Origin of the sequence: Methylobacterium oryzae (genome assembly GCF_036441375.1) — a bacterium.
Taxonomy (GTDB): Bacteria; Pseudomonadota; Alphaproteobacteria; order Rhizobiales; family Beijerinckiaceae; genus Methylobacterium; species Methylobacterium oryzae_A.
The window spans coordinates 392,061-413,290 of the sequence record NZ_MLCA01000010.1; the positions used below are offsets into that span (position 1 = coordinate 392,061).

Genomic DNA, 21,230 nt, shown 5'->3' on the forward strand with positions numbered 1-21,230 from the left:
CGGCACCGCACGCCGCGAGGCCGGGCCCGTCCCGCTGCGGCCCCATTCCGCTGCCACGTCGTCCAGATCGGCGTCCCGGTCGACGGCCCCCGCTGCCGGTGCCTCGCGGCGGCGGCCAATTCGACGCCGGGCGTCGCTCTACCGGCCGCGGTCACGGGCCGGAGGCGGGGCGCCGGTCGGGGCGGTTTTACGAAGCGTTCATCCTCCGGGTGTCCGATCCGGAGGGGGCAGAGGCAGGAAAGCGGAAGCGATGCCGAGCGAGACGAACAGAGCGACCCAGAACGCGTCGGCGCAGGAGCCGATCCTGGAGCTGTGGCGCATCCTCGCCCTGGCGCTGATCGTCGCCGCCGGGATGCTGTTCGTCCATCTGGTCGTTCCCGCCGAGGCCGACGCGTCCGTGCCCCCGGTCGCGGCGGTCCAGAACACCGACGGCCACGCGTTGCGGTGAGGCGCGGCCCCGGTGCGCCCTCGACGCGGCGCCTGAGCCGTCCGCGCGCCGCGCCGAGACCGGACTGATCGAGGGCAAACGCCGCCCTGAGCGCGCGGGGCCTCGGCGGTCGCCGTCGCCTTCTCGTCCCCTCGGGCGTTCAGAGTCTCCGGGAAGGCGGCCCCGTCCGCGCGGGCGCTGCTCGGGATCTGGCCGTCGCGTCTCCGGCGCAGCGGGGCGACGGGCCCCTCGGGTGCGACAGCCGGGTCTGCGGGGTCGACCCCGTGCACACCGACCGAGCAGGTCCGGTCGCCAACCCGTCGGCCTGTCCCGAACGCAACCACTCTTGTCGAAACGGCACGATGAGAGACCCGTCAGACTGGATTGGCAATCATCCTGACCGGTCTTGACGGGACGACCAGCGCCACCCCGCGTCACTGCATCGGCAGCGGGACCGCCTCGACGGCGACGTCGCCGATCCCCCGCGCCGCGAGGGCGGTGCGCAGGGCGTCGGTCAGGCAGGTGCCGGCCGTGAAGGCGCCGAGCGCCGCGCCGTGCCGGTCGGCCTCGCGGGGCAGGGGGCCGATCAGCTGCACGACGCGCCGGGCGATGGCGGGCGCCGGATCGATCCAGGTCACCGGCCAGGGCGCGACCGCCTGGAGGCGCGGCAGCAGCAGGGGGTAATGGGTGCAGGCGAGGCAGACCACGTCGGTGCGCCGCCCGTCCGCCGCGGCGACGAAGCAGGGGGCGATCTCGGCGGCGAGGGTGGCGTCGTCCACCGGCGCGCCCGCGAGTTCGGCCTCCGCGAACCCGGCGAGGTTCTGCGAGCCGACCAGCGTCACCGCGCAGGCGCCGGCATAGGTCGCGATCAGGTCGCGGGTGTAGGAGCGCGCCACGGTGCCGGGCGTCGCCAGCAGGGTCACGAGCCGCGTGCGCGTCGCCTCCGCGGCCGGCTTGATCGGCGGCACGACCCCCACGAAGGGCGTGGTGAAGCGCTGGCGCAGCGCCGGCAGCACCAGGGTCGAGGCGGTGTTGCAGGCGATCACCACGAGGTCGGGCCGGTGGGTCGCGACCAGCCGCTCGATCACGGTGAGGACGCGGGCGACGAGGGTCGCCTCCGAGAGGCGGCCGTACGGGAAGGCGGCGTCGTCGCCGACATAGACGTAGCGGGCATCCGGCCGGGCGCGCCGCACGGCGTCGAGGACGGTCAGGCCGCCGAGGCCGGAATCGAACACCAGGATGGTCGGCTCGGCGGCGCAGCGCAGAGCGGAGGCGGACAGGCTGGCCCCGGCCATCAGATCGATCCGCATGAGAACCCCGGACTCCTCGAAGAGCGTCCCAAAATCTCGGCAGCGAGGGTTAAGGCAATCTCACTGCGGCGACAGAAAGACTCGTGATCCCCAACCCGTTCCGTTAACCGCCGCGCCGCCGCGGCGAAGAAGCCGACGACGCTCCGGGGGGCGCCCGGCCCGCGACCCCGAGCGAGGGCGCTCTCGCAGACAGCGCTGTTGCAGAGGTTGTCGGAACACGGCCGGAACATATCTTCTGCGCGCCGGCCGAGGTCGAGAAGACGGTTCTCGGTCAGGCCCGAAAAAGGGGACCATCGTCATGGCAGCGACAGCCGCACTGCGCCCGGACGAGACGCGCGACTCTGCGGCGCCGGCCTTCCCGCCGCCGCACGTCACCGCCCGGCCGATCGACCGGGCCGCCTGGATCGCCGCCTACCGGCAGGTCCGGAGCGAGACCGAGCGCCGCGCCGCGCCGCTCTCCCCGGAGGACCAGCAGGTCCAGTCCATGGCCGATGCCAGCCCGACCAAGTGGCACCGGGCGCATGTCACGTGGTTCTTCGAGCAGTTCCTGCTCCGGGAGCACCTGCCGGGCTACGCGATCTTCGACGCGCGGCTGCACTACCTGTTCAACTCGTACTACGTGGCGGCGGGTCCCCGTCAGCCGCGCATCCAGCGCGGCATGATCACCCGCCCGACCATGGCGGAGGTCGCGGCCTACCGGGCCCATATCGACCGGGCCGTCGAGGCGCTGCTGGGCCAAGCCTCCGAGCGCGCGCTGGAGGCGGTGCTGCCGATCCTGGAGATCGGCCTCTACCACGAGCAGCAGCATCAGGAGCTCCTGCTCACCGACATCCTGCACGCCTTCGCGCAGAACCCGCTGAACCCGGCCTACGACCCGGACTGGCGATTCCCGAAGCCGGCCGCGCAGGCCGGGCAGGTCACCCTCGACCGCGCGATCGCCTGGATCGGGCATGCGGGGGAGGGGTTCTCGTTCGACAACGAATCCCCGAGGCACGAGACGCTGATCCCGGCCGGCCGGATCGACCGGGCGCTCGTGACCAACCGCCAATGGCTCGCCTTCATGGAAGACGGCGGCTACGCCAAGCCGGAATTGTGGCTCTCGGACGGCTGGTATGCCGGGCCGGCGGAGGGCTGGGAGGCCCCCGGCTACTGGCGCCGCGACGGGGAGGGGTGGGCGACCATAACGCTGGGCGGCGAGCGCCCGGTGGATCTCGACGCCCCCGTCACCCACATCAGCTACTACGAGGCGGACGCCTACGCCCGCTGGGCCGGCCGCTTCCTGCCGACCGAGTTCGAGTGGGAGGTCGCGGCCCGCGACGGCGGCCTGCCGGACGCCTTCGGCCTCGTCTGGCAATGGACCCGCAGCGCCTACGTCCCCTATCCGGGCTACCGCCCGCTCCCGGGGGCGCTCGGCGAGTACAACGGCAAGTTCATGGCCAACCAGTTCGTGCTGCGCGGCTCGTCGGTGGCGACCCCCGAGGGCCATGCCAGGCTGCCGTACCGCAACTTCTTCTATCCGCACCAGCGCTGGCAGTTCACGGGCCTGCGCCTCGCCGATGCCGCCTGACGCGCCCCGGAGCCGCCCTTGACCATCAAGCCCACCTTCACCGACGCGACGCCGGTCACGCTGGAGGCGCCGCCGCTGAGCTTCCTCGACGATGTCCGCGCGGGGCTCTCGAAGCCCCAGAAGGTCCTGTCGCCGAAATACTTCTACGACGAGGCCGGGTCCGCGCTGTTCGAGGCAATCACGCAGCTTCCGGAATATTACCCGACGCGCACGGAGATCGGCATCCTCGACGCCTGCGGCTCCGAGATCGCCGCGCTGCTGCCGGAGCACGCGGCGCTGGTGGAGTTCGGCAGCGGCTCGACCGTCAAGCTCCGCCGGCTCCTGCATCACCTCGACACGCTCGCGGCCTACGTGCCGGTGGACGTCTCCGGCGAATTCCTGCGCGGGCAGGCAGAGGCGCTGCAGGGCGACTTCCCGGACCTGCGGGTCGAACCGGTGGTGGCCGACTTCACCCGCGACTTCGACCTGCCGGAGAGCCTGAACGGCCTGCCGCGCGCCGGGTTCTTCCCGGGCTCGACCATCGGCAACTTCGATCCGCACGAGGCCGAGGCGCTGCTGCGCCGCTTCGGGCGGATCCTGGGGCCGGGCGCTCACATGATCGTCGGGGTCGACCTCGTGAAGGATACCGCGGTGCTGGAGACCGCCTACGACGACGCGCAGGGCGTCACGGCGGCCTTCAACCTCAACCTCCTGACCCGGATCAACCGGGAACTCGCCGGCCGCTTCGAGCCCGACGCCTTCAGCCACCGGGCGGTGTTCAACACCGACGCCTCGCGGATCGAGATGCATCTCGTATCCTGCGACGCGCAGGCCGTGCGGGTCGGCGCCGACACCTTCCGCTTCGCGGCGGGTGAGACGATCCACACCGAGAGCAGCTACAAGTACACGCCGGCCACGTTCCGGGCTCTCACCGAGCGGGCGGGCTGGACGTGGCTGACGGTCTGGACGGACCCGGAGGCGCTGTTCTCGGTCCACGCGCTCCGGCTTGACTGAGGGACGACCGGGCAGGGGACGCGACCCATGCGTTTCAGCCCGCGCTGGTTCCTGCTGGTGGCGCCGGGCCTCGGCGCCCTGGCCGGGCTGCTCTACGGGGCGATCTTCGGGATCGCCCCGCTGACCGGCACAGCGATCCGCGGCGCGATCATCGGCACGCCGATCCTGCTCTACGAGCGCCGGATGCTGGCGCCGCACCTGCGCGACCGCATCCGCGGCCTCGCGACGCCGCTGTTCCTGCTCGCGACGGTGGCGCTCTACATCGCGCTGATCGTGGTCGGGAACGCCGTCGCCAGCACGGTGCTGAACCAGCTGTTCCGCTTCATGTACAGCGAGCGGAACGCGATGCTGATGTCGCAATCCGGCCTGCTCTACGCGCTCGGCATCTCGGCCCTGGTCGTGTTCGTGTTCCGGGTCCGCGACCTGATCGGCCCCGGCGTCTTCGCCAACCTGCTGATCGGGCGCTACCACCGGCCGATCAGCGAGGAGCGGATCTTCCTCTTCCTCGACGTGACCGGGTCGACGCGCTTCGCCGACCGCTACGGCGACCGGGCGGCGCAGGCCTATCTCGGGCAGGTCTTCAACGCCCTGGCGCTGCCGGTGGCGCGCGCCCGCGGTTCGATCGACGACTATGTCGGCGACCTGGCGCTGGTGACCTGGACGATGGAGCGCGGCCTGCGCGACGCCGCCTGCCTGCGCTGCGTCTTCGCGTTCCAGGAGCGCCTCGCCGCCGAGGCGGAGAGCTGGCGGGACCGCTTCGGGCAGGTGCCGCAATTCCGCGCCGCGCTGCATTGCGGCCCGGTCGTGACCGCCGAGATCGGGCTGGAGCGGCACAAGATCGCGTATTTCGGCGACGTGGTGAACACGACGGCCCGGCTGGAGGCCCTGTCGAAGACCCTGGGCGTCGACGTCCTCGTCTCGGCCGACCTCCTCGCCCGGATGGGGCCGCTGCCGGACGACCTCGTGGCGGAGGATCTCGGCGCCCACGCCCTGCGCGGCCGCGCCGAGCCCCTGGCGGTGGCGGCGATCCGGCGCCGGCTCCCCCTCGCGGCGCCCNGTCGGCGTCGCACCGGTGTAGCCGATGAACACCGGGGCCGGCGAGTTGCCCTGCGCGAAGTTGGCGATGTTGGCGTTGACCGTCACACCCGCCGGGTTGTTGGTCGGCGAGAAGCGATCGTCGAGTCAGTGTCATGGGCGCGCCCGCGCGGATCTGTCGGGAGGCCTCGGCCTCCGCGCGCGGGTCGCGCGGCGGCGCGCTAGCCGCGCGCGCCCTGGCTGCCCGAGCGCTTCTCCATCATGGCCTTGACCTGCATCAGCTGGTCCCAGACCTGGCCCGGCGAGGTGCCGAAGAAGTCGAAGCCGGCGGCGATACCCCAGTAGATGCCGAAGCAGATGAACGGCACGAGCACCCAGGCCAGCACCTCCTCGCCGCGGCGGCGCCGCTGGCGACGCCGGCGCCGCTCCTCCCGCCGGGTGAGCTTCTTGGGGGGCGCCGGCTGCGCGACGGGGGACAGGGGTCCCTCGTGCAGATTGTCAGTCATCGGGCGCCTCCTCGCCGCGGCGCATGCGCGTCGCGGCGGTCATAGACCGGCGGCCCCCGAGTCCGGAAGGCCGCCGGCCGGCATGCACACCATTAGGCGCGCACGAGTGGCACCTTCGGCACGGTCCGGACGCCGCCGCCCGAGCTGCCGCCGCCGCCCTTGTTGTCCTTCGGCGTCTTCTTCCGGGCCGCGGTGCGGGGCTTGGCGCGCTTGTGGCGCTTGGCGGCGTTGGTCACGTCCTTCTCGGGCTTGGGCGTCACGGGACCCGCCGGGAAGTCGAAGCCCAGGCTGTCCTTGGCGCCGGCCTTGGCCTCGCCGTCCTCCGGCTTGCGGACGACCACGCGGACCGCGCCGCCGTCCTTCAGCTTGCCGAACAGCACCTCGTCGGCGAGCGGCGTCTTGATGGTCGACTGGATCAGCCGGGCCATCGGGCGCGCGCCCATCGCGTCGTCGTAGCCGTGCTCCACCAGCCAGTCCCGGGCCTCGTCCGAGAGCTCGATCGTGACGTTGCGGTCGGCGAGCTGCGCCTCGAGCTGGAGGACGAACTTGTCCACCACCTTCGCCACCACGTCCTTCGGCAGGTGGCCGAACGAGATGATCGCGTCGAGCCGGTTACGGAATTCCGGCGCGAACAGCCGGTTGATCGCCTCGACGTCGTCGCCGGAGCGCTTCGACTGGGTGAAGCCGTAGGCCGCCTTCGCCAGGTCCGAGGCGCCCGCATTCGACGTCATGATGATGATGACGTTGCGGAAATCGACCTGCTTGCCGTTGTGGTCGGTCAGCTTCCCGTGGTCCATCACCTGCAGCAGGATGTTGAACAGGTCCGGATGCGCCTTCTCGATCTCGTCGAGGAGGAGCACGCAGTGCGGGTGCTGGTCGATCCCGTCGGTGAGCAGGCCGCCCTGGTCGAAGCCCACGTAGCCGGGGGGCGCGCCGATCAGGCGGCTCACCGTGTGGCGCTCCATGTATTCCGACATGTCGAAGCGCAGCATCTCGACACCCAGCGACGCGGCGAGCTGCTTGGCGGCCTCGGTCTTGCCGACGCCGGTCGGGCCCGCGAACAGGTACGAGCCGATCGGCTTGTCCGGGTCGCGCAGGCCGGCCCGGGCCAGCTTGATCGCCGAGGTTAAGGCCTCGATGGCGTTCGGCTGGCCGTAGACCACGCGCTTCAGGTTCGCGGTCAGGTGCTGGAGCACCACCGCGTCGTCCTTGGAGACGGTCTTCGGCGGGATCCGGGCCATCGTGGCGATGGTCGCCTCGATCTCCTTGATGCCGATGGTGCGCTTGCGGCGCGCCTCCGGCACCAGCATCTGCGAGGCGCCGGTCTCGTCGATCACGTCGATCGCCTTGTCGGGCAGCTTGCGGTCGTTGATGTAGCGGGCCGACAGCTCCACCGCGGCCTTCACGGCCTCGGTCGTGTATTTGAGCTTGTGGAACTCCTCGAAGTACGGCCGCAGGCCCTTCACGATCTCGATCGTGTCGGGGATCGACGGCTCGTTGACGTCGATCTTCTGGAACCGCCGCACCAGGGCGCGGTCCTTCTCGAAGTACTGGCGGTACTCCTTGTAGGTGGTCGAGCCGATGCAGCGCAGCGTGCCGGAGGCGAGCGCCGGCTTGAGCAGGTTCGACGCGTCCATGGCCCCGCCCGAGGTCGCACCGGCGCCGATCACCGTGTGGATCTCGTCGATGAACATGATCGCGTTCGGGTGCGCCTCGATCTCCTTCATCACCTGCTTGAGGCGCTCCTCGAAGTCGCCCCGGTAGCGGGTGCCGGCGAGCAGCGTGCCCATGTCGAGGGAGAAGACGGTCGCGTCGGCGAGCACCTCCGGCACCTCGTGCTGGATGATCTTGCGCGCCAGACCCTCCGCGATCGCGGTCTTGCCGACGCCGGGATCGCCGACCAGCAGCGGGTTGTTCTTCTGCCGGCGGCACAGGACCTGGATGGTCCGCTGGACCTCGCTCTCGCGGCCGATCAGCGGGTCGATCTTGCCGTCGCGCGCCTTCTTGTTGAGGTTGACGCAGTAGGCGTCCAGCGCGTCGCCCTTCTTCTTCGCGCCGCCGCGGGGATCGCCCTCGTCGCTCGGACGCTCGGACGCGCCCTCGTCCTCGGCGCCGCGCACGGGCTTCGCCTCGGAGGCGCCGGGCCGCTTGGCGATGCCGTGGCTGATGTAGTTGACCGCGTCGTAGCGGGTCATGTCCTGCTCCTGCAGGAAGTAGGCGGCGTGGCTCTCGCGCTCGGCGAAGATCGCCACCAGCACGTTGGCGCCCGTCACCTCCTCGCGGCCCGAGGACTGGACGTGGATCACCGCGCGCTGGATCACGCGCTGGAACCCGGCCGTGGGCTTGGCGTCCTGCCGGCCGTCGCCGGTGAGGTTGGAGAGCTCGGTATCGACGTAGTCGACCAGGCTGCGCTTGAGCGTCTCGATCTCGACGTTGCAGGCGCGCATGACCGCGGCCGCGTCTTGGTCATCCACCAGGGCGAGCAGGAGATGTTCCAGCGTCGCGTATTCGTGCCGGCGCTCCCCGGCGAGCGCCAGGGCGCGGTGGAGGGCTTGTTCTAGGCTGCGTGAGAAGCTTGGCAAAGCTGGCCTCTGTCCTTCGTGCCTACCGCGAGCGGCGCCTATTTCTTTTCCATAACGCACTGGAGAGGATGTTGGTGTTTGCGTGCGAAGTCCATGACCTGCGTCACCTTGGTCTCCGCCACCTCGTAGGTGAAGACCCCGCACTCGCCGACCCCGTTCTGATGCACGTGCATCATGATGTGGTAGGCGTCCTCGTGGCTCTTGTTGAAGAACCGCTCGACCACCAGGACCACGAACTCCATCGGCGTATAGTCGTCGTTCAGAAGGAGTACCCGGTACAGACTCGGCCGCTTGGTCCGCGGCTTCGTGCGCGTGATGATCGCGGTGTTGGACCGGTCGTCGCCCCCGGGCGCGCGCGAACCGGATGCCGTGACCGCGATACGCGCCGGCCGGTGCTCCCTCGTCGAACTCGCGGTGCCCTGCATGGGGACCTGTGTCATGTGCGTCGAACCGATCCCTCGCTCGGAGCGGGCGCCGCCGGCCCTGACGGCCGATCCTGATCCTGGCCTGCCGGGAGCAGCGCTCAGCTCCACGGCCGTTAATCTACAGACGGTGAGCCGACTTCGCCAGACGCCTGTGCGCACTTGTCCGCCCTGCACAGCGCGTCCTCGCCGCATGGCCGCCGACCCGCTAACGCGCCGGGCCGGGACAGGTCGCGGCCGCCGGCGCCGGACCCGACGCCGCCTGCGGCCGCGGAAGCGCGCCGGTCAGGCCCAGCGTCGTCAGGCCCAGCATCGCGTCGCCCGCGGCGGCGGAGCGGGCCGCGGCGCGCGCCCCGGCCCGGTGCAGATACGCGGTCTGCACCGTCAGGATCTCGGCCGGGCCGCGGGCCGTCGCCAGCGCCGCCCAGGTCGCCCCAAGATCGTCCAGGGCCTTCTTGAACGAGTCGAGATACTCGATGCCGAGGGTCTGGGCCGCCCGGCTCGCGATCCCGAACCGCCGCAGCGGCGTGCCGACCCCGAAGACGGCCGGGCCCAGGGGGAGGGCAGGGGGTCTCTGCATCGCCGATCTCCGGACCGCCGCCGAACCGGCCGGCCATCCGCGACCGAGCGTTTCGGATCGACGCGAGAGTGTGCGGCGCGACAGCCAGCGTCAAGCTCGGGCCGGTAAGACCTGTCGGCCGCGGCCGGCAACGGATGGCCGGCCGGCAACGGCAGGTCGAGGACGGCCGGTAAGCGATGGCAGGAACGACACGATCCGGCACGCGCCGCGATCGCATTAACGGGCCTGTAACTGCACCTGCCTAAGTCTCCACTGATGCAGCGGGGCCACGCGATCGGCGGGAGGCTCCGCAGGGGATACGACCGGCCAGACCGGTCTCGCGAGGCAATCAGGCGTGATGCGTAGCGTAGTAGGCCGCTCCCGGACGATTCCAGCGCTCCCGGCCGCGATCCTGGCCGCCGCGGTCCTGACGGCCCTGGCCTCGCCGGCCGAGGCCAAGCGCGGAAGGCACCATCACCACGCCCGCGCCACCGGCGGCTACAACCCGCCCTACGCCGCGATGGTCGTGGACGTGAAGAGCGGCAAGACCCTGCACGCGGTGAACGAGGACGCCCTGCGGCACCCGGCCTCGATCACCAAGGTGATGACGCTCTACCTGCTGTTCGAGCAGATGGAGCGGGGCAAGTTCGCGCTCGATTCCGACCTCACCATCTCGGCCCACGCCGCCGCCCAGGCGCCGTCGAAGCTCGGCCTGCGCCCCGGCCAGACGATCTCAGTCGAGGACGCCATCAAGGCGATCGTGACGAAGTCGGCGAACGACGTGGCCTGCGCGATCGGCGAGAACATCGCCGGCTCCGAGGAGCGCTTCGCCCAGATGATGACCGCGAAGGCCCACGCCCTCGGCATGAGCCGGACGCACTACGCCAACGCCTCGGGCCTGCCCGATCCGGAGCAGCTCACCACCGCGCGCGACCTCACCGTGCTGGCCCGGGCGATCCAGGACCGCTTCCCGCACTATTACCGCTACTTCCAGACCCGGTCCTTCGCGTTCCGCGGCCGGGTGATCGGCAACCACAACCACCTGCTGGGCAACGTCCAGGGCGTGGACGGGATCAAGACCGGCTACACCCGCGATTCCGGCTTCAACCTGATGACCGCGGCGAAATCCGAGGGCCGCCAGATCGTGGCGATCGTGCTGGGCGGCAAGTCCGGCGCCGGCCGCGACCGGATCATGGCCGATCTCGTCCGCTCCAGCCTGCCGCGCGCCTATGCCGGCGCCCGGATCTCGGCGCCCGTCACCGAGGTCGCCGAGCGCGCCCGCCCGGCGGTCGTCGCCGACGCGGTCTCGCGGACCCGCACGCAGGTCGCCTCCGCGGACGACGAGGATGTCGAGACCACCGGCACCACCGGCGAGCCCCTCGACCTGTCCCCGTCCAAGACCACGACCCCGGGCGGCACCTGGAAGCCGGGTCCGCAGGGGATCCCGAAGGCGGCCCAGGCCTATGCCGGCGGCAACGCCCAGCCGCCCTTCCCGGGTGCGTCCAAGTCCACGGCCCGGGTGGCCTCCCTCGAGCGCGACGAGCCGCCGAAGGCGGTCTCCGGCGCCCGCGTCGTCCCGACCGCCTGGGTGATCCAGCTCGGCGCCATGGACGACGAGACCAAGGCCCGGTCGATGCTCTCGGAGGCCCGCGCCAAGGTCGGCGGCAGCCTGTCGAAGGCCGCGCCCTACACGGTCAAGGTCGAGCACGGCGGCACCACGCTGTTCCGCGCCCGCTTCTCGGGCTTCGCAGAGCAGGATTCCGCCCAGGAGGCCTGCACGGCCCTGAAGCGCAGCGGCTTCAGCTGCTTCGCCACCCGGAGCTGAGACCCGCCGGCGCGCCCGCGCGCCGAGTTTCGTGACCCACCGGCGCGCCCGCGCGCCGGATACGGAACGGCCGCGACCGAGTTCGCCCGCGGCCGACGATCGGTAACTCTCTGACAACGCGCGTGGAGTTCAGCGATGTCGGTTCAGAAGCCTGTCCCGGGCCGCGTTGACGCGCGCCGCTCCCTCGGCGCTGCCCCCCTGGTCGGGGTGGGCGCGCTTCATGAGAGACCGGTGGGCCGACCGGATCTGCTCAGCGGTCGCCCCGCGCTGAAGCCCCAGGATCTCGTACGCCTCCTCCTGCGTCATCGTCCCTGGGTGCGGCGGACGGCGCGGCCGCGGGTCGCGATCGCCCTCAGCGTCTACACGCCATCCGGGCGCCCGGCGGTCGAGATACGGCTCTAGCAGGGCGGCGCCCGCGGCGTCGCGGAGGCGGCAGAGCCGGAGCAGCTCGACCACGGCCCCGGTGGGCATGGCGTCGAGCCACGCGCCGGCGCCCGGCCCCGCGATGACCCGGCCGGTGCGCAGGCTGCCGTCCGGGCGCAGGAGGGCGTCGATCAGGATCGTGCGGAAGCGGCGATCCTGCGGGTCGCGCGGGCGCTCGCCGGATCCGGGCCGGATGAGGCGGCGGAGCCGCGCGGTCATGGCGACCTGTCCCTCGATCATCCAGACGCCGCTGAGCCCGAGGAGCGCCGCGAGGACGAGGTTCCCGCGCAGGAGCAGGAACCCGGCCGCGAGCAGCGCGAAGGCGCCGAAGGTCGGCAGACGCGCCCGCCCGACAGCGGCGCCCAGGCCCGCCCGGAACCCGCGCCGGAGCCGGCGGCCGAGGCCACCCGAATTCTTCGACAGCCACCACAGGGTGAGGCAGGCGAGCAGGCCGGCGAACAGCGCCATCGCTCAGCGCCGCACGCCGTAGGTGGCCGACGCGCTCCCGCCGATCTGGATGCTCGTCCCGTCGCCGAGATCGAAGTGGCCCGGCCGGCGCGGCCTCTGCGGGCGGGCATCGGCGTCGCAACCGGGCTGAGGCGGAAGGCGCACGCCCTCGGGGAGGTTCTCCGGGCAGAGGCGCGCGCGCGTCGCCGGCTCGCCGGCCTGCGCGCTGCCGGCGAGGAGCAGGAGGGGGAGGGCGAGGCGCAGGCGCGTCATCGCCGGTTCTCCGCGACCTCGGCGGTGGTGACGCGCACCTGCCGGATGCGGCCGTCGCGCGCGACCTTGAGGGTGACGCCGGCGCCGAGGCCGGCCTCCTCGATGGCCGCCGTCAGGTCCGCGAGGCGGTGGACGGGGCGGTCGTTGGCCTCGACGATCACGTCGCCGATGTCGCCGGTCTGCGGGTCGACGCCGCGCAGCCCGGCCTGCGCGGCCGGGGAGCCGGGCAGCACCCGCACGATCACCACGCCGTCGATGCCGAGCCGGGCGGTCGCCGCCTCCTGGGCGGCGATGATGCCGATGCCGGGATTGCGCACCCGTCCGGCCTTGATCAGCTCCGGCACGATCCGGTTCACCACGTCGACCGGGATCGCGAAGCCGATCCCGGCGCTGGCGCCGGACGGCGACACGATGGCGGTGTTCACGCCGATCAGCCGGCCGGCGGAATCGAGGAGCGGCCCGCCGGAATTGCCGGGATTGATCGCCGCGTCCGTCTGGATCACGCCGGACAGTTCGCGGCCCTCGCTGGTCGGCATCCGCCGCCGCACGGCGCTGATGACGCCGGTGGTCAGCGTGTGGTCGAGGCCGAACGGGTTGCCGATCGCGAAGGCCGACTGCCCGACCTTGAGATCCGCCGAGGTGCCGATCGCGAGCGGCGGCGGCATCCGGCGCACGCGCCCGAGCTGCAGCACCGCGAGGTCGTAGGACGGCGCCATCCCGACGAGGGTCGCGGGCACGACCTCGCCGTCGCTCATCCGGACCGAGACCGTGCCGCCGCTCTGCGCGGCGTTCTGCACGACGTGGGTGTTGGTCACGATGTGGCCGGCGCCGTCCCAGACGAAGCCGGTGCCGGTCTGCGTCCCGCCCTGCTCGCCGCCCTGGTCGTCGAGGTCGAGCAGGTCGCGGTTCTGCGCGGCGCTCTGCGCGAAAACGTGAACGACGGACGGACTCGCGCGCTCGAACAGCGCCACCGTCGAGGCCTCGGCCGGCGCCAGATCGCCGCGGGCCGTCACCGCGCGGGGGGTGTCGGCGGAGTAGAGCAGCGGCTGCAGGTAGGGCTGGGCGACGTAGAGCGCCAGCAGGACCAGGACCGCGGCGAGGACGATGCGCACGGTACGATCCGGCACGGGTGTCTCCGAGACAGGCGCGCGGGACGCGCGCGGGCAGCCCGCGACGGGCGGAGCCTTAAGTGCGCGTTCAGGATCGGGGCGTCAACACAGAGGGGCACCGACGCCGACAGGCCCCTGACGTGTTCTGGCGCACGTCGGCGACCGGCGCAGACTGGCTAACGGAATGGTCATCATTCAGGAGCCACAATTCTCACAAGTCCAGGGCAGCTCAGTCGCGCTCAATACGGACATGGAACACCGAACCCCGCCTGAACTCGTGCCTCGGCACCGGGTGCTGGTTTCGAGAACCGCCCGAATTGATCGCAAAGCTGCCGCAGAGATGCTTGCATTGACGCTCAGACACTCGGTCGCCGCAGCCCCTCGGCAGAGCCCGGCGGCGGCGGTCTGAACGGTCCAAAACGGTTCGGAAGGACGAGTACCCATGGAAACCGAAGCTCTGGAACGGCCCGCGGATCTGACGATCTGGCGCACGGCCCCGGCGAGCACCCCGCTCGCGCAGCCCGAGCGCTACCAGACCCTGCGGGAGGCGATCGCGGCCGCCGCCGGCGCCCTGGCCGACCCGGCCAAGCAGCCCTGGATCATCACCGAAGAGGGCGAGATCCTCTCGCCGAACTGGATCCGCACCTACCTGAACTGACGATCGCCCGAACTGACGGTCGCCCGAACTGACGGCCGACCACCCGGAGAACGGGGATACCGGGGACGGCGGCGCGAAGCCCCGCCCCGGTACCCCGCGGGCTCACTCCGCCGCGTCGGACTGGCGGAAGCCCTCGATCCCGACCTGGTCGGGGTTGATCGCGTGCAGCGCCCGCCGGGCCGCCTCGAGGGGGTGCTCGGCCTCGATCCGGACCGAGGTGAGATCCGGGCTCTTGTAGACCGTCACGATCGTGTCCATCACCTCGGTCAGCGTCGTGCGCTTGTCCTCGGGGGCGGCGATCAGCAGCTGCAGCCCCCAGGCGCGGTAGAGATCGACCAGCGCCTGGCTGTTGCGCACGTCGAGCTTCGAGAACGCCTCGTCGAGCAGGCACAGGCCGAGCCCCGGATTCTCGTCGCCCGGCCGGTCCCCCGGATAGTAGGCGCTGGCGAGCGACGCGGCGATCGCCACGTAGAACGGCGCCTGCGCCTCGCCGCCGGAGCCGCGCAGCGCCCGGGCCGACATCGTGGTGCGGTTGCCCGCCCCGTCGCGCATGCCGATCTCGTACACGAAGTAGTTGCGGTAATCGGCGAGCCGCGCCGCGTCCTCCGCGCCGGCGATCAGGGCGGTGATCTCCTCGAGCGCGGCCGCCATCGGCCCCTCGGCCTCGCCGGCGAGCAGCGCCTGCGCGGCCTCGGGCGAGCGGGCGGTCTCGGTGGCCAGCGCGTGGACGGCGGCGTAGCGGCGGTCCACCGCCGCCTCGAACGCGTAGGTCTGGCCGGTGAAGCTGCGGGCCGAGAGGCGCTCGTTCAGGGCCGCGAGCCGGGCATGGACCCGCTCGAACCGGTCGGCGAGGCGCGTCAGCAGGTCCTCGGTCATCAGGCGGCGCATCTCGGACTCGGCCCGCTCGGCCTGCGCCCGGTAGCGGCGCAGCTCGTGCCCCTCCACCGCCTCGTATTCCCGCCGCACCCAGGCGAAGCCGTCGATCGCCGGGGCGTCCCCCGAGGCCAGCGGGTTCTCCACCCGCCAGGCGGCGCAGGCCTCCGCCAGCTCGCGCTCCGCGATCCGCCCGTGCGAGCGGGCGGCCTCGGCGGAATCCCGGGCGAGGCCGCGCTCGGCGCTCACCCGCGACCCGGCCGCCTTGGCGTCGAGGCGTCCGGGCGGCCTCGCGCAGGACCGCGGCCTCGCCGCGCAGGCGCCGCGCCTCTGCGACGGCGATCTCGTGGGCGCGGCGGCTGTCGGCGGTGGGCCCGCGATGGCCGCGGGTCATCAGCAGGTCGACGCTGCGGGTCACCGTATAGGCCATGCCGGCCGTGGTCCGGCCGCTCGGCGCCACGGCTCGGGACAGGCGCGCCAGTTCGGCATCGTCCCGGGCGAGGTCGTAGCCGCCGAGCCGCACGCCGAGGAAGGCCTCGGCGTGGGGATCGCTGGTCTCGATCACGGTCAGCGGCCCGTCGTCGTAGCGGCGCGAACGCTGCTTGGCGGTGTCGGTGGTCTTGACCAGGATGCAGCGGCTGAAGCGGTCGCGGCCCGACTGCAGCACGCCGAGCGCCTCGTTCAGCCGGTCGGGGGCGACCACGAGAGCCTCGCGGGCGCGCCCGAGCAGACCTTCGAGGGCCGGGCCCCAGGTCGGATCGACGATCTCGGCCAGCTCGCAGATCGGCATCGCGTCGATGCCGCGCCGCTCCAGCTCGCCGCGGAACGCCACCGTGTCGGAGGACAGCCGCGCCGCCGGGCCGCCGCCGGTGCGGGGGGCCGTGCGCTCGGCCTCGCTCTCCTGGGCGCGGGCCTTCAGCGCCGCGTCCTCGGCGGCCCGCTCCAGGGCCTCGTCGAAATCGGGCAGGCGGGCAAGGCCGTCGGCCAGCTCGGCCAGCGGCCCCTCGGGGCGCAGGATCTCCTCGGGGGAGGATTCCCGGCGCAGGCCGGCCCGGGCGCAGGCCTCGGCGAGGCGGGCCGCCGGCGGGCAGCTCTGGCGCAGGATCGGCGCGACCGGCTGGAGCTTGGCCATCTGCCCGACGAGGGCGACGAGGTCGCCGATCCGGCCGACCAGCTCCTTCCGGTCCCGCTCCAGCATGGACAGGCCCAGCGTCGAGGCGGCGAGCCGGCCCTCGGCGGCGCTCGCGGCGGCCAGCGCCTTCTTCTCGGCGATCTCGCCGTCGATCTCGCGGACGTAGCCGCGGCTCGCCGCGACGCGCTCGCGGGCGATGCGCAGGGTGTCGGCGCCCTCGCGGAGCCGGCTCCGGACGGCGACGAGGTCGAGGCTGCGGCGGCGGAGCTCGGCGCTGGCCGCGCGCAGCTCGTGGGTCGCGGCGGCGAGGACCGCCTCGCCCCAGGCCTCGTAGCGGTCGCGCAGGCGCCGCAGGCGCCCGAGCCGGCTCTCCAGCTCGGCGATGGTCTCCAGGAGGCGCCGCCAGTTGGCGATGGAGTGGCGCACGCGCTCGACGTCGAGGGGCTCCGGGTCGAGCACGAAGGCGCGCACGAAGGCGCTGGTGTCGAAGATCGGCTTGAACGCCACCGCGTTGGCGAAGCTGCGCAGGAAGTGGCGCGGCTCCGGCGCCGGCGCGCCCTCGCGCAGGGTGGCCAGCACGTCGGCCGTGAAGCGCTCGCCCGAGGTTCGGTACTCGGTGAAGCTCGCCGCGCGGGCGCGCAGGTCGGCGGCGATCTCGCTCCAGGGCGCCGTGTAGGTGCCGCCGGGGGCGGTGCGGGCGTAGTCGGAGACCTCGAACCGGTGGCCGACCGCGATGAAGCGCGACAGCACCGTCTCCTTCGGCTCGACGGCCCGGGCCGCGAGGGCGAGGCCGACCGAGACCACGCGGCCGGAATCGGGGTTCTCGAAGACGAGGACCAGGACGGTCTCGCAGGATTCCCGCGTCGGGCGGCCGCCCTCCGCCGGGTCGCTGATCCAGCCGAGGCAGTAATCGCGCACGGTGCGGGCGCTGCGGCCGGAGGCCGAGGCGTTGAGGGCGAGGCGGCTGGCATTGTTGCCGGCCAGCACCGTGCCGACCGCGTCGAAGATCGTCGACTTCCCGGCCCCGGTCGGCCCGACCAGCGCCGCGGCGCCGCGCAGGCGGATCTGCTCGCGGCGGATCAGGTACCAGTTCGAGATGGCGATGTCGGTGAGGACGTACACGATGTCGGTGAGCTTGGCCGGTGATGGGGCGTGATCGGCCCAGTTGGCCGGACTCGGCCGCGTATGCAAGCCGACACACACGCAGCCCTGAAGCCCGGTTCCACCACAGGTTATGACACTGTTAGCACAAGCTGTTCATGCCGTTCCGGTCCCGACCGCACGACCGGAAATACCGATGCGCCTCAGTCTCAGAGCGAAACTCAGCGGCCTCTTCGCCCTCCTGCTCCTGGCGTCCGCGGTTCAGGGCGGCGTGACCCTCTACAAGATGCAGGCGGTCGACCAGCGGCTCGCGGAGTTGATCGACAACGCCGTGCCGTCGATCAACGAGGCACAGGCGATCAACGCCCTCGTGATGCGCTCGAGACTGTGGCAGTTCCGCTACGTGACGGCGGATACGGAGGCCGAGCGCGAGACCAGCCTCAAGAACGCCGACGAGATGATGCGGAACCGCCAGGCGAAGGCCGAGGCCTACCGCGGCCTGGTGGCGTCGAAGGAGGAGCAGGCGATCTACGACGACCTGCTCGCCAAGCTGGCGGTGCAGCAGGCCGACTGGACGCGTCTGCGCGCCTTCCCGGCCGATCAGCACGATGCCGCGCTCGCCTATTTCCGCGGGCCGATGAACGCCAACTACCTCGCGGCCTCGACCGCGACCCGCGCGCTCGCCGACCTGAACATCAGGAGCGGCGAGGCGGCCGGGCGCACGGCCCGCGACAGCCAGGCCGACGCGGTCCGGGCCACCGTCGTGAGCCTGCTCGTCAGCCTCGTGGTCGCGCTGGGCGCCATGCTGTACGCCTTCACGGGCGTGTCGCGGCCGCTCGCCGGGATGACGCTGTCCATGCGGCGCCTCGCCGACGGCGACACGCAGGCCGAGATCCCCTACGCGGCGCGGCGGGACGAGATCGGCGCCATGTCGGCGACCGTCGCGGTCTTCCGGGAGAATCTGCTGCACGCCCGCGCCCTGGAGGCCGAGACCGCGCAGGCCCGGGCCGGCGCCGAGGCGCAGCGCCGGCAGGCGAGGCGCGACCTCGCCGACCGGTTCGAATCCGCCATCGGCGGCATCGTCGGCACGGTGACGTCGGCGGCGACGCAGCTCCAGGCCACGGCCCAGAGCCTCACCGCGACGGCGACGCAGACGGCCGGCCAGTCCACCAGCGCGGCGGCCGCCGCCGAGGAGGCCTCCACCAACGTGACCACGGTCGCGGCGGCGGCCGAGGAGCTGGGCGCCTCGGTCAACGAGATCGGCCGTCAGGTCGGCTCCTCCGCGGATCTGGCACAGGCCGCCGTCCGCGAGGCGGCCGCCACGGCCGACCTCGTCCAGGCCCTGAGCACCGGTGCGCGGCGGGTCGGGGAGGTGGTGGACCTGATCTCGGCGATCGCCAGCCAGACCAACCTGCTGGCGCTCAACGCCACGATCGAGGCCGCGCGTGCCGGTGCGGCCGGCCGCGGCTTCGCGGTCGTCGCCACCGAGGTGAAGGCGCTGGCCGACCAGACCGCCAGGGCCACCGCCGAGATTTCGGCCCAGATCGCGCAGATCCAGGGCGCGACCGGTCAGGCCGTCCAGGCCATCGACGGCATCGCCGGCCGCATCCGGGAGATCAGCGGCATGGCGACGTCGATCGCCGCGGCGGTGGAGGAGCAGGGCGCGGCCACCCAGGAGATCGTCCGCAACGTCGCCGAGGCGGCGACCGGGACCGGGTCCGTCACCGCCAATGTCAGCGGCGTCGCCGGGGCCGCCGAGGAGACCGGCGCGGCCGCCGCCCAGGTCCTGGCCTCCGCCTCGGAGATGGCCCGGCAGGCGGCCCATCTCGGCAGCGAGGTCGAGCATTTCCTGGAGACCGTCCGGGCGGCCTGACCGAAGACCGGCGGGCGGCCTCCGGGTGCCGGGCCCGGCGGCCCCGTCACCGCGGGCGCGGAGCGGCGGCCCAGGTCGAACGGCTTCGGAGCGTTCGGCGTCGGCCTCAGGCCTCGCCGGCCTCCGACCAGGCCCGGAGACGCTCCATCCAGGCGTCGGAGGCCAGCACCGTCAGCCCCGGCAGGAGCGCGAGCGGCGTGACCCGCTCGACCCGGTCGCGCTCGCCGAGGCGCAAGGCCCCGCGCTTGGCGTAGAGGCGCAGGATGTCGGCGAGCCGCCCCTCCTCGGGGGGCTCGTTGCGCGCCACGGTGCGGATCTTCTCGACGATCTCGTCGGTGGTGCAGTCGACGATCCCGTCCGTGCCGGCCCGGTGGTCGCGCAGGCCCTCCTCGTAGAGGAGCCGGAGCGCGAGCAGCACCAGCGTCTCGTCCTTGCGCAGGCGCTCGGAGACGATGTCGTGGCGCGGGGCGTCGGCGGCCGGGCTCAGCGAGACCATCTGGTCGCGGTGCGAGACCGTCAGCGCGTAGCCGAGGCAGGCGAAGTAGTCGGTGAAGAACGGCGCGTAGTGCCGGGCGAGCTCGTAGGAGCGGCCGATCCCCTGGGTCTCCGCGTAGATCACCTGCCCCTTCAGGAGCACCTGGAGGGCGCGGCACAGCTCCTCGGCGTCCGGCGCCCTGGCGCCGGGCGGCGGCGGCTCGTCGCCGTCGATGATGGCGCGGAAGCCCTCAAGCACGGGGGAAGCCCTCAGGCACGGGGACGGCGCTCCAGCAGGAAGTCCGGGCAGTCCAGCCAGCCGTTGACCACCCGCTCGGGCAGCCGGGTCAGGGCGTAGCGCGCGCCGAGCTTGGCGTCGAACAGCACGTCGATCTCGCGCAGGCGCTGGAACACGATGAAGTCGTCGACGCTTGCGATCGCGATCTGCGACCCGCGCAGCCGCACGGCCTTGCCGAGGCGGCCCTCCACGAAGGCGCTCATGCTCTCGGGCGTCACGGTGGTGCGGCGCCGGAACTCCGCCTTGGCGGCCGCGAAGGCGTCGACCACGGGGTCGTCCTCGATGTCGGGCAGGGGCTCCATGTCGATCGCGGCCTTGCGGGCCCGCGGCGCTTGGAGATGGGCGTGGCCGATCGGCGGCCGCAGCAGCGAGACGTCGCCCGGCACGTCGGGGGCGATCTCCGACCCGCCGACGGCGCGCAGCATCGCGGCGACGCGCTCGACCCCGCTCGGGTCCGGGCGGTCCATCACGTGGAGGGCCGAGGCGATCCGGCGCTCCAGGCGCGCCACCACGGCGTCGACGGCGTCGAGGTGGTTGTCGAGCCCCTCGAACACCGCCAGGATCTGGGCGAGATCGGCCCGGACGGCCTTCTGCGCCGCGTCGAGGTCGGCGCTCCGCCCTTCCCGGATCAGGCCCTCGGCCAGCGCCCGCACCGTGAGGGCGTCGCGCAGCGCCCGGCCGGCCTCGCGCACCACGCTGGCGCGGAAGCGGAACGGGTTGAAGCGGGTGTGCAGCGTCCGGTAGTCGCTGATCAGGTGGCGCTCGACGAAATCCTCGAAGAACAGCCGGAAGGTCTTGGCGCGGTCGGGCTCGCGCAGGATGCGCTCCTCGACCTTGCGCATGCCGGCCGCGAGGCCGCGCACGTGCGACAGGAAGGCGGCCGCGCCCCGCGCCGCGTTGGACAGCGCCTCGGAGCGGTTCGCCGGGTCCGACAGGGCGCTCTCCAGGCCGCCCAGCACCTCCAGCACGGCCCCGCCGTAGGAGCGGGTCTCGCCCCGCTCGAGCCGCGACAGCTCCTCCAGCAGGAGGCGGGCCTCGGGGTCGAACTCCGCGACCGGGACGTAGCGCTCGCGGCGCTCGATCAGCCAGCCGGTGTCGAGGAGGCGCCGGTAGAGCGCCGTGCGGCGCTCGGTCGGGTCGGCCGAGATCGGCTCGTCGCCGCTGACCTCGGGGTCGCTCCAGCCGGCGGCGAAGTCGCCGATCTCGGCCAGGAGCTCGGCCTTGCGCACCGGCTCGGCCCCGAGGACGCGCCGGTGCAGGTGCAGGAGCAGGGCGGCGTTGAAGCCGCGGCTCGGCGAGGCGAGCGGCTTGAACAGCTCGTCGGACAGCTGCGCGAACAGCAT

Annotated in this window: 16 protein-coding genes and 2 pseudogenes; 7 read left to right on the forward strand and 11 right to left on the reverse strand. The window is 72.6% G+C overall.

The window, feature by feature from the left end:
- Window positions 1-250: 250 nt before the first annotated feature.
- Window positions 251-448: a hypothetical protein gene (locus tag MOTC310_RS20240; protein ID WP_331289981.1), complete on the forward strand. Its 198-nt coding sequence runs from the start codon at window positions 251-253 to the stop codon at window positions 446-448.
- Between the two features lie 413 nt (window positions 449-861).
- On the opposite strand, the gene murI is transcribed toward MOTC310_RS20240, so the two are convergent.
- The gene (gene murI / locus MOTC310_RS20245; protein WP_331303085.1) at window positions 862-1,737 is read right to left on the reverse strand and encodes a glutamate racemase; all 876 of its coding nucleotides are present in this window, start codon (window positions 1,735-1,737) and stop codon (window positions 862-864) included.
- A 298-nt stretch (window positions 1,738-2,035) separates the two neighbouring features.
- Between murI and egtB the strand changes: the two genes are divergently transcribed.
- The 3 genes and pseudogenes from egtB to MOTC310_RS20260 form a co-directional block, all read left to right on the forward strand.
- Window positions 2,036-3,304 carry an ergothioneine biosynthesis protein EgtB gene (gene egtB, locus MOTC310_RS20250; protein WP_331303086.1) on the forward strand — a complete coding sequence of 423 codons (1,269 nt, stop codon included), beginning with the start codon at window positions 2,036-2,038 and terminating at the stop codon, window positions 3,302-3,304.
- Window positions 3,305-3,322: 18 nt separating this feature from the next.
- The gene (gene egtD / locus MOTC310_RS20255; protein ID WP_331303087.1) at window positions 3,323-4,297 is read left to right on the forward strand and encodes an L-histidine N(alpha)-methyltransferase; all 975 of its coding nucleotides are present in this window, start codon (window positions 3,323-3,325) and stop codon (window positions 4,295-4,297) included.
- 27 nt (window positions 4,298-4,324) lie between these two features.
- Window positions 4,325-5,353: pseudogene (locus tag MOTC310_RS20260) on the forward strand (adenylate/guanylate cyclase domain-containing protein); the annotation flags it as partial.
- 200 nt (window positions 5,354-5,553) lie between these two features.
- On the opposite strand, the gene MOTC310_RS20265 reads toward MOTC310_RS20260, so the two are convergent.
- The 4 genes from MOTC310_RS20265 to MOTC310_RS20280 all read right to left on the reverse strand — a co-directional run bounded on the left by MOTC310_RS20265 (window position 5,554) and on the right by MOTC310_RS20280 (window position 9,422).
- Entirely contained in the window at window positions 5,554-5,838 is a 285-nt protein-coding gene (locus tag MOTC310_RS20265) for a hypothetical protein (RefSeq protein ID WP_012317790.1), read from the reverse strand.
- 92 nt (window positions 5,839-5,930) lie between these two features.
- Complete coding sequence (clpA, locus tag MOTC310_RS20270) at window positions 5,931-8,420, reverse strand: ATP-dependent Clp protease ATP-binding subunit ClpA (RefSeq protein WP_331303088.1); 2,490 nt, start codon at window positions 8,418-8,420, stop codon at window positions 5,931-5,933.
- 38 nt (window positions 8,421-8,458) lie between these two features.
- A complete protein-coding gene (clpS, locus tag MOTC310_RS20275) occupies window positions 8,459-8,845 on the reverse strand; it encodes an ATP-dependent Clp protease adapter ClpS (protein ID WP_331289976.1) in 387 nt (128 codons plus the stop codon).
- A gap of 205 nt (window positions 8,846-9,050) precedes the next feature.
- The gene (locus MOTC310_RS20280; RefSeq protein ID WP_331303089.1) at window positions 9,051-9,422 is read right to left on the reverse strand and encodes a phasin family protein; all 372 of its coding nucleotides are present in this window, start codon (window positions 9,420-9,422) and stop codon (window positions 9,051-9,053) included.
- 337 nt (window positions 9,423-9,759) lie between these two features.
- Between MOTC310_RS20280 and MOTC310_RS20285 the strand changes: the two genes are divergently transcribed.
- A complete protein-coding gene (locus tag MOTC310_RS20285; RefSeq protein ID WP_331289974.1) occupies window positions 9,760-11,226 on the forward strand; it encodes a D-alanyl-D-alanine carboxypeptidase in 1,467 nt (488 codons plus the stop codon).
- Between the two features lie 129 nt (window positions 11,227-11,355).
- Here MOTC310_RS20285 and MOTC310_RS20290 read toward each other — a convergent pair whose 3' ends face one another.
- From MOTC310_RS20290 to MOTC310_RS20300, 3 genes are read right to left on the reverse strand one after another with little or no spacing between them, the layout of a single operon-like run.
- Window positions 11,356-12,117, reverse strand: a complete 762-nt coding sequence (locus MOTC310_RS20290) for a DnaJ domain-containing protein (protein WP_331303090.1) — start codon at window positions 12,115-12,117, stop codon at window positions 11,356-11,358.
- Window positions 12,118-12,120: 3 nt separating this feature from the next.
- Window positions 12,121-12,369, reverse strand: coding sequence for a hypothetical protein (locus tag MOTC310_RS20295; protein WP_331289972.1), 249 nt, complete (start codon window positions 12,367-12,369; stop codon window positions 12,121-12,123).
- Complete coding sequence (locus tag MOTC310_RS20300; protein WP_331289971.1) at window positions 12,366-13,496, reverse strand: S1C family serine protease; 1,131 nt, start codon at window positions 13,494-13,496, stop codon at window positions 12,366-12,368. Before MOTC310_RS20300 ends, MOTC310_RS20295 begins: the two co-directional genes overlap by 4 nt.
- Window positions 13,497-13,920: 424 nt before the next feature.
- Between MOTC310_RS20300 and MOTC310_RS20305 the strand changes: the two genes are divergently transcribed.
- Entirely contained in the window at window positions 13,921-14,136 is a 216-nt protein-coding gene (locus tag MOTC310_RS20305) for a hypothetical protein (protein ID WP_010685854.1), read from the forward strand.
- A 102-nt stretch (window positions 14,137-14,238) separates the two neighbouring features.
- Here MOTC310_RS20305 and MOTC310_RS20310 read toward each other — a convergent pair.
- Window positions 14,239-17,263, reverse strand: a pseudogene (locus tag MOTC310_RS20310) (SbcC/MukB-like Walker B domain-containing protein).
- Window positions 17,264-17,438: 175 nt separating this feature from the next.
- Between MOTC310_RS20310 and MOTC310_RS20315 the strand changes: the two are divergent.
- The gene (locus tag MOTC310_RS20315; protein WP_331303091.1) at window positions 17,439-19,115 is read left to right on the forward strand and encodes a methyl-accepting chemotaxis protein; all 1,677 of its coding nucleotides are present in this window, start codon (window positions 17,439-17,441) and stop codon (window positions 19,113-19,115) included.
- 106 nt (window positions 19,116-19,221) lie between these two features.
- On the opposite strand, the gene MOTC310_RS20320 is transcribed toward MOTC310_RS20315, so the two are convergent.
- Both MOTC310_RS20320 and MOTC310_RS20325 read right to left on the reverse strand, forming a co-directional pair.
- The gene (locus tag MOTC310_RS20320; protein ID WP_331289969.1) at window positions 19,222-19,848 is read right to left on the reverse strand and encodes a DUF4194 domain-containing protein; all 627 of its coding nucleotides are present in this window, start codon (window positions 19,846-19,848) and stop codon (window positions 19,222-19,224) included.
- An 11-nt stretch (window positions 19,849-19,859) separates the two neighbouring features.
- Window positions 19,860-21,230: a Wadjet anti-phage system protein JetA family protein gene (locus tag MOTC310_RS20325; protein WP_331303092.1), complete on the reverse strand. Its 1,371-nt coding sequence runs from the start codon at window positions 21,228-21,230 to the stop codon at window positions 19,860-19,862.

Bases quoted from the DNA above. Each gene is read 5' to 3' on its own strand.
- MOTC310_RS20240 (WP_331289981.1), top strand. From the start codon at position 251: ATGCCGAGCGAGACGAACAGAGCGACCCAGAACGCGTCGGCGCAGGAG.
- MOTC310_RS20265 (WP_012317790.1), bottom strand. From the start codon at position 5,838: ATGACTGACAATCTGCACGAGGGACCCCTGTCCCCCGTCGCGCAGCCG.
- clpS (WP_331289976.1), bottom strand. From the start codon at position 8,845: ATGCAGGGCACCGCGAGTTCGACGAGGGAGCACCGGCCGGCGCGTATC.
- MOTC310_RS20290 (WP_331303090.1), bottom strand. From the start codon at position 12,117: ATGGCGCTGTTCGCCGGCCTGCTCGCCTGCCTCACCCTGTGGTGGCTG.
- MOTC310_RS20285 (WP_331289974.1), top strand. From the start codon at position 9,760: ATGCGTAGCGTAGTAGGCCGCTCCCGGACGATTCCAGCGCTCCCGGCC.
- MOTC310_RS20305 (WP_010685854.1), top strand. From the start codon at position 13,921: ATGGAAACCGAAGCTCTGGAACGGCCCGCGGATCTGACGATCTGGCGC.
- MOTC310_RS20315 (WP_331303091.1), top strand. From the start codon at position 17,439: ATGCGCCTCAGTCTCAGAGCGAAACTCAGCGGCCTCTTCGCCCTCCTG.
- MOTC310_RS20325 (WP_331303092.1), bottom strand. From the start codon at position 21,230: ATGCTGTTCGCGCAGCTGTCCGACGAGCTGTTCAAGCCGCTCGCCTCG.
- MOTC310_RS20280 (WP_331303089.1), bottom strand. From the start codon at position 9,422: ATGCAGAGACCCCCTGCCCTCCCCCTGGGCCCGGCCGTCTTCGGGGTC.
- egtB (WP_331303086.1), top strand. From the start codon at position 2,036: ATGGCAGCGACAGCCGCACTGCGCCCGGACGAGACGCGCGACTCTGCG.
- murI (WP_331303085.1), bottom strand. From the start codon at position 1,737: ATGCGGATCGATCTGATGGCCGGGGCCAGCCTGTCCGCCTCCGCTCTG.
- MOTC310_RS20295 (WP_331289972.1), bottom strand. From the start codon at position 12,369: ATGACGCGCCTGCGCCTCGCCCTCCCCCTCCTGCTCCTCGCCGGCAGC.